The organism is Propionispira raffinosivorans DSM 20765, assembly GCF_000381065.1.
In the GTDB taxonomy this organism is placed as follows: Bacteria; Bacillota; Negativicutes; order Selenomonadales; family Selenomonadaceae; genus Propionispira; species Propionispira raffinosivorans.
The window spans coordinates 124143-130729 of sequence record NZ_KB905848.1; the positions used below are offsets into that span (position 1 = coordinate 124143).

The 6587-nt window shown below is 37.3% G+C and carries 6 protein-coding genes; 4 read left to right on the forward strand and 2 right to left on the reverse strand.

The annotated features are described in order from the left end of the window. The first annotated feature begins 265 nt into the window (after nt 1–265). Nucleotides 266–790 carry an energy coupling factor transporter S component ThiW gene (gene thiW, locus F606_RS0109815; protein ID WP_019553715.1) on the forward strand — a complete coding sequence of 175 codons (525 nt, stop codon included), beginning with the start codon at nt 266–268 and terminating at the stop codon, nt 788–790. Beyond that, nucleotides 780–1601 (forward strand): hydroxyethylthiazole kinase, encoded by an 822-nt coding sequence (gene thiM, locus F606_RS0109820; RefSeq protein ID WP_019553716.1) that lies wholly within the window; start codon nt 780–782, stop codon nt 1599–1601. The genes thiW and thiM overlap by 11 nt, the downstream gene beginning before the upstream one ends. A 206-nt stretch (nt 1602–1807) precedes the next feature. On the opposite strand, the gene F606_RS23215 is transcribed toward thiM, so the two are convergent. Beyond that, a complete protein-coding gene (locus F606_RS23215; RefSeq protein WP_019553717.1) occupies nt 1808–1957 on the reverse strand; it encodes a hypothetical protein in 150 nt (49 codons plus the stop codon). A gap of 186 nt (nt 1958–2143) precedes the next feature. On the opposite strand from F606_RS23215, the gene F606_RS0109830 reads away from it, so the two are divergent. Next, complete coding sequence (locus F606_RS0109830) at nt 2144–3037, forward strand: CHAD domain-containing protein (protein ID WP_019553718.1); 894 nt, start codon at nt 2144–2146, stop codon at nt 3035–3037. Between the two features lie 277 nt (nt 3038–3314). Here F606_RS0109830 and F606_RS0109835 read toward each other — a convergent pair whose 3' ends face one another. Then, nucleotides 3315–6278 carry a sigma 54-interacting transcriptional regulator gene (locus tag F606_RS0109835; RefSeq protein WP_019553719.1) on the reverse strand — a complete coding sequence of 988 codons (2964 nt, stop codon included), beginning with the start codon at nt 6276–6278 and terminating at the stop codon, nt 3315–3317. A gap of 117 nt (nt 6279–6395) precedes the next feature. On the opposite strand from F606_RS0109835, the gene F606_RS0109840 reads away from it, so the two are divergent. After that, on the forward strand, nt 6396–6587 hold a 192-nt coding region (locus F606_RS0109840; protein WP_019553720.1), incomplete at its 3' end, for a transposase.

Consider the following 6587-nt stretch of genomic DNA (forward strand, 5'->3'; position numbering starts at 1 on the left):
GATATAATTAATAGATAAAGCTTATTTCCATTAGCTGACGGAGGAGCGTCCGTCAGTTTATAACAAACAACTAAATAGCGAGGGAGTCCGTGTTTCGGACTGAGAGGAAGCTTCAGCTTCGACCGACCTGCTGGAATGTTCTGTAGGACTTGCTATTTTGTTTTGGTGAATATTATTCTTTTTGACAATATGCAGTCGCTGCCGAAACTTTCGGACAGCGGCTTTTTTGTTTTTCAAAACTTTATGTCAAAGGGGTATTTTTTTTATGCAAAGAAACGCACATCTTTTTAAGCTTATTGTCTTATCGATGCTTGTTGCACTTGGCGTCGTTATCTCACCCATTCTTCGAATCGAAGGTATGTGTCCAATGGCACATTTTATCAACATTACCTGTGCTGTGTTGCTGGGACCATGGTATGCACTTCTATGTGCGACCACGATTGGAGTACTGCGTATGCTGCTTATGGGAATTCCTCCCCTAGCACTGACAGGTGCTGTATTTGGTGCTGTATTATCCGGACTGCTCTATCGAGCATCAGGTGGCAAGCTCATCTGCGCTGTTATCGGTGAAGTCATTGGCACAGGTCTCATCGGTGCCATTGTATCTTATCCAGTTATGGCTTTGCTCTATGGAAAAACCGAACTCACTTGGATGTTCTATGTACCACTTTTCATCTCCGGCACACTGATTGGCGGCACAATTGCCTACTTCTTTCTCATTGCTATGCGTAAAAACGGTATGCTCAAGACAATGCAGCAAAAACTAGGAGCGAAAATCTATGATAAATAAAACAACTCTCACAGACGATCTTCTCAGTCTAAAACACAAAATTCGCCTTGCCGGTCCACTAATTCACTGCCTGACCAATCCCATCTCGATTAATGACTGCGCAAATATCGTACTTGCAGCCGGTGCCAGACCAATCATGGCTGAACATCCTGCCGAAGTTGCTCAGATTACAGCTGCATCTGCTGCTTTGGCCGTAAATCTCGGCAATGTCACGGATGCACGCCTTGAATCTATGCTAATCTCTGGCAAAGTTGCCCATGAGAAATCGATTCCCTCCATCATTGACCTTGTTGGCATTGCCTGCAGTGACTTTCGCCTAGAATTCGCCCAAAAATTCATTGCTGCGTGTCAGCCAAATGTTCTTAAAGGAAACCTCTCCGAGCTAAAAGCTCTCGCCGGTCTTAGTAATAATGCCTGCGGCATTGATGTCGGATCAGGCGATACGCTCTCCCCCGACATAATCACCATACTACAGATACTAGCCCGCAAAAACAAAGCGGTAATCATTGCAAGTGGTCCAACCGACATTATAACCGATGGAACCACTACCTTTCTCGGCAACAATGGCACGACAGGACTCACTAATATAACAGGCACTGGATGCATGCTCAATGTACTCACTGCAGCTTGCATCTTTTCACAAAATATTTTCAACGGATGCCTATTATCCATTACCAGTCTCGGTATTAGTGGTGAACTTGCTGCCGAAAACTCCACTGGTCCCGGAACCTTTCGGGCTGCCCTGCTCGATGCCGTATATAATATGACAGATGAAGAATTTGCAAAACGAATAGATCTAAAAAAAGCTTAAACTCATGAAGGACACGCCTAAACAAGACCTGTACTGGAGGAGATAATTTACTTTATCCCGCCCCCTACAGATCTTGTTTTCATCAGCTGTATTATTTTATTTGAAGAATGTCATTTTTATAATTTATTTAGCTCTTTTCTGAAGGTGCCTAGCCATAGCTAAATCTGCTTTAGCTAATTTTTTCTGACCTACTATCTTGTAGCAATTTACCCTCGCATATAAAGTGCTGACTGATCCGGTGCTAAAGCAATTGCCTTTGTATAATCACCAATCGCCATTGCGATATTGTTTATTTTCTCATAAAGTTCTGCCCAATCTATATAAACCGTATAAAATCCGGTTTCAAAACGATACATTTTTAATAGGAATTTTTCTTTTAACAGTTAATATTTAGCTTGAGCTTATATATTAAAAGGTTTATACTTGTATAAAATTTAAAAACTTACGAAGTTATTATTAACGGAATATTTAGACTATATAAAAATTACAAAGCGGTGACCAAAGCAGTTTCAGCGTTTATAATAAAAGGATGGTGAAAAAGTATGAGTAAAAAATTGGCACATAAATTAAAACAGAAAAAGAAAACTGATTCATTAACCACGGTAGATTCTTTTATGACCGAAGCGGTACGCACCGCCTTGACTGCGCAGACGAAGTATTTTCCGCTGGATGGCTCAGCGGAAGGTGTTCATGCTTTACGAATTGCGTTGAGAAAGCTGCGAGCCTATTTATCTTTTGTTGCCTTACTATATTCTGTTGAATCGCAAGAATATTGGAAAAATATTTTGCAAAGTTGGAGCGTACGTACGGCAGAAATCCGGGAATTGGATGTACTGCAAGCTGAATGGGAGAAAGTAAGCAGCTTGCTGAACGTAGATAGTTTGCAAAGCCCGTTGAGTGATTGCCTGTCAAAGCATAGAAATAATCTACTGGCTTTGTTTAACGAATCCCTGCAAACAGGTAAATTGACCGAAGATCTACAAGCCTTTTTAGTTTGGGTTTTAAATGAAAAAACGCAAGGTAAAGAAGATTCTTGGCAAAGTTATACGGATTGGCGATTAAAAAAATGGTTGAAAAATTTGCGTCAGCAAATGAAGAATATAGATATTATGGATAATGAAGCGATGCATCGCTTGCGGATTAAATGCAAAAAAAATCGCTATATATTGGAGTGGTATGCGCGTACACGAAAAGATCAGCAAGCAGCTCGTATAGCAACTGTTTTGAAGCAGGTGCAGGATTATTTGGGAGATATTCATGACCTTGAACCTGAGGTTGAATTGCTTAATAAGTTAGGCGGCAACGATCAAGAAAGTGAGCTGTTAAAAGAAATTGCTCTGCTTAGCGGCTGGCAAGCCAAGCGTGCGTATGATGCATTACAGGCTTTTTCCACTCAAGGAAAAGACGGTTATTATAATTTGGTATTGGAAAAATAAAATAAATATAGGCACAATAGAGATTAAGCTGCTCAGCCCGCTCTCTATTGTGCCTATATTGTACCCAATACCTTTAACTGTTGCAAATCCATCGAACTTTACCGTGGTCACTGCCAACTTCATACAAAGCAGTGAGACAAGTAAAACGCTTGTTGATTAGATTTATTTTGCTGGCATAGACAATCACCTACTCCCGTAACATTTATAAAACAATTTCGACAAGCATTCCCTAACTTATTCTTAAAAAGAGGTTTTATGAATCAACTACACTAAAAAATCAGGCATTTTCCAACAAATGAAAAATGGCATCTGCATTTTCTGCTTTCTCTATTTGCGAAATAATATCTAAATTACTAATGATTCTATAAACTCGCTGAAACTCATTTTGTGACTGTTCATTCAGTGCCAGCATAAATATCAAAGAAATCGTTACCCCTGATTCCCATTCAATGGCTTTTTTCAAGACCAAAATTCCTATACCAGATTTAATAATGTCTTCCCCATATCCATGAGGTATAGCCAAACAGTTATTTATTACAGTGGATCCCATATTTTCCCTTGCCATAACACCTTTTATATAATTCTCGGTCACATAACTTTTATCCACAAGTTTATTTACCAATAAAACCAATGCCTCTTTTTTACTTTTTACTTCTTCATTTATTTCAATAAGCTCCCTATTGAAAACTTTAGAAAAAACTTTATCTATATACAACTGACTTGCTTCATATCGGTTTTGCACCATTTCAATCAGTTTTTGTGGTCCGTTCTGTATCACCTCTGCCGCAGAAATAAAAGGTATATCATGATATCGTTCATTGATCGAACCAACAATTATAAGGATATTTGAATTTTGCATAATCGCATCAATCTGTTCTTTTATTGTCACTGCATCCAGTACCCCTATTGGTATTATATTTATTGTATTGCATATTTGTAAAACCTCTTTTTTGATTATACTTGCAATATACTGAGCTACGCCTTCTCCTGTTAAACAAAAGCAAACTATGGCATAATTCGATTTTTTTCTATTTTTATCCAAATGAGATATTTTGATAATTTTTTCTTTTGTTAAAGAATCTGCCACCATATCCAAATTATTTTCCGGCAATAAAATTTTTCGAACAGCATCAATCACCATTAAGGTATCAGTTCTGGTAATTGTCCGTGTTGCTATACCGGTCTGTAAAGTAATCTGATTTCCAAATGTATCCAATGAGCCCATATCAACCAACAGCAAGACGCCTTTTCCCTGATCTACCTCCATTACAGCCTCCAGTGTTCTTTTAAATGCAATTTCAATTTTTTCATCCAATGACATCTCAACAGCCTTAACTAAATCAACACCTAAAAATCGATTCGCCACACTTACCATTCCCTGCGCAACATTTCCATGTGACACAACAACGATTCCAATTGCAGCTGTATCATAAACATCTTTATTTGTAGTAGCTTTTAAATACATAGCAATAAATCCGACTTCTTCTTCTGGCAAATCTATTCCCAAGTGATCTTTTGTCAGAGATGCCATTTTCTTAGCCACTTCATATTCTCTCGTATAATATTGTTTTACATTATGTAGACAAAGACTGGAACTGTATTTGCAATTTTTTATTCTGTCGATCGAAGCATTCAAATGTGTTGCCAAACAATAAAATAATGTATTGTCAAAGCTACCTAAATTCGCTTCTGCTATCGTAAGCATTTTTTCGACTAACAGTATAATTTCCGGACGTACAATTACTTTCAAATCTTTTGTAATTAAGTTATATTTATTATTTTTAATTTGGCTGATTATTTTTTTCAGCTTGGTTTCAAGTCCATCCGTAATAATACGATTAATAATTTCGTCCGATAATCCCTGTTGCTGTAGTTGCTGGTATTCCTCCTCAATATTTTTATAAATATCATTGGGAAATGTATATGCACTTTCTTTTACTTTTTCAAACAGCTTAGTTCCTGGTAAAAAAACCAAATCATCGGAAAGAATTTTTTCAACTTTTTTCCTGTCCCAGACTATATTATATAAACTCTTCGAAATATGAATCGGCAAAGTCGGTACATCAATCATAATAGAATCATCTTCAAGACCGTTTGTCACATATTCTAAAAATCCCTTCGCACAGGATACCTGAATATCTGACCGCAGCTCTCCTATATTCCCCACACAGTTGTAGCTTAATAAACTGCGCAATGCCTGTACCGTTACAATAATTTTTTTGTTCAGTAATGTCGATTCCTGAAAGAAAAACTCTCGAATCATATCGAGTCTTTCTTCTAAAGTCCGCAACGCTAACGAAGGTAATTCTATCACCATAGATATTCTCCGCCGAAAAGTAATCAAAAGATTTTTCTCTATATCTTCCGAAGTTGCCGCAATAATCATAACTTTTGCTTTATGAAGAGTATTCGTTTCTCCCAGCCTTCGATAATGTCCCTTATCGATCAACTGAAATAGCATTTCCTGTCCATTGGGCGGCAGGCGATGGACTTCATCAAGAAATAAAATTCCTCCATCCGCTTTTGTCACCAGCCCATCCTGATCATTTTCTGCTCCCGTAAAAGCACCTTTACGATACCCAAAAAGCTGTGCAAGCAGTAATTGTGGGTTTTCCGCGTAATCAGCACAGTTAAAGGGAATAAATGGATAGTCATTTGCATTCGTTTTTTTATAAACCAATGCAAATTTATACATTAGCTCCGCTAGTTCCGTCTTCCCCACTCCAGGAGCACCTATAATCAAGGTATGTAAACCATTGGGTGGATACAAGATTGCTGCCTTAGCCTGTTCTATTTTTGGTTTTAAACTTCTCTCATGACCTATCATTATCAAAAAAATATCACTTGGCTTTTTATTTTCTAAAGGATCTTGCATTATTTTTTCTTTTTTTCCATTTTTTGCAAAACCACTTGTCTGTAATGTATCAAAAAAACTATTTGTTATCGTATTTCTGGATATATGAAAACCCAATGTATTTAGTTCCGTTGTTAAATTACGTTCAGAGATGTTAGGATTTTCCTTTAATATTCTTTTTATTTCTTCCTGAAGTAAAGTCTTACGCCGTTCCTGTGCATCCGGTATTCCTAAAGCATTTCTGATTTCACCAGTTCTGCTCCGACTAATATATAATTTGCTAGAAATCTCTTGATCTGCTAGTGGATTTTTTTTATCTTCCTCACTTATGATTTTGATGACTTGTTCCTCTATACCATTAGTTGTTTTAGCAACCTGCACTTCCATAATTCTGTCCCCCTTAATTAATATTACAGTCAAAGGTAATGGATAGGTTACACTAAACTGGACAGATAAAATAAGGTCAAGTACACTTAAACTCAATATAAGATGAGGAGATTTACAATGAGCAAACGTGAACGCAGAACTTATACAGAAGAATTCAAAAACCAAATTGTCCAGTTATATTTAAATAATAAACCCCGACAGGACATCATTCGCGAGTACGAATTGACACCTTCTACCTTTGATAAATGGGTGAAACAAAATCAAACATCAGGTTCCTTCAAAGAAAAAGATAACCGTTCTCCCGATGAA